1 protein-coding gene is annotated in these 423 nt (G+C 62.6%); it reads right to left on the minus strand.

Annotated elements, in window-relative coordinates; genetic code table 11:
* Nucleotides 1-120: 120 nt before the first annotated feature.
* Nucleotides 121-423, minus strand: a 303-nt coding sequence (locus V5F77_RS29185) for a DUF411 domain-containing protein (RefSeq protein WP_429008526.1), incomplete at its 5' end; no start/stop codon positions are given.

A 423-nucleotide genomic window follows, 5' to 3' on the forward strand; every position in this document is an offset into this window, starting at 1 on the left:
CCCCAATGCAAGAGCCGCTGGACGACGGAATAGCCCGGTGCAGGGCGTGCGATCAGAACCGTGCTGGTTAGCCGGCCTGCCTTCCGAAGGCACCCCGCTTGTTCGTCCATGGCTGTGCGCTCAATTCGGAATCGGGCTGGTGCCGTGGAAGCGCATGAACAGGCTCGGCGTTTCGGAACCGAAAGCCATCACGTCGTAGGTCTCCGGTTCCATCCCGGCAACGTCCATGCCCGGCGATCCCACCGGCATGCCGGCAACGGCAATTCCGCGCACGGACGGCCGAGTAGCCAGGAGCCGGATCAAAGCCGTGGCTGGAACATGGCCTTCGAGAAGGTAGTTTTCGACCTCGGCTGTGTGGCAGGACCAGAGCGCCGAGGGAATCCCAAAGCGAACTTTGATTGCGTTCATCCTTGGCTCCTCGAC

The organism is Roseixanthobacter psychrophilus, from assembly GCF_043195195.1.
Classification (GTDB): Bacteria; Pseudomonadota; Alphaproteobacteria; order Rhizobiales; family Xanthobacteraceae; genus NCEH01.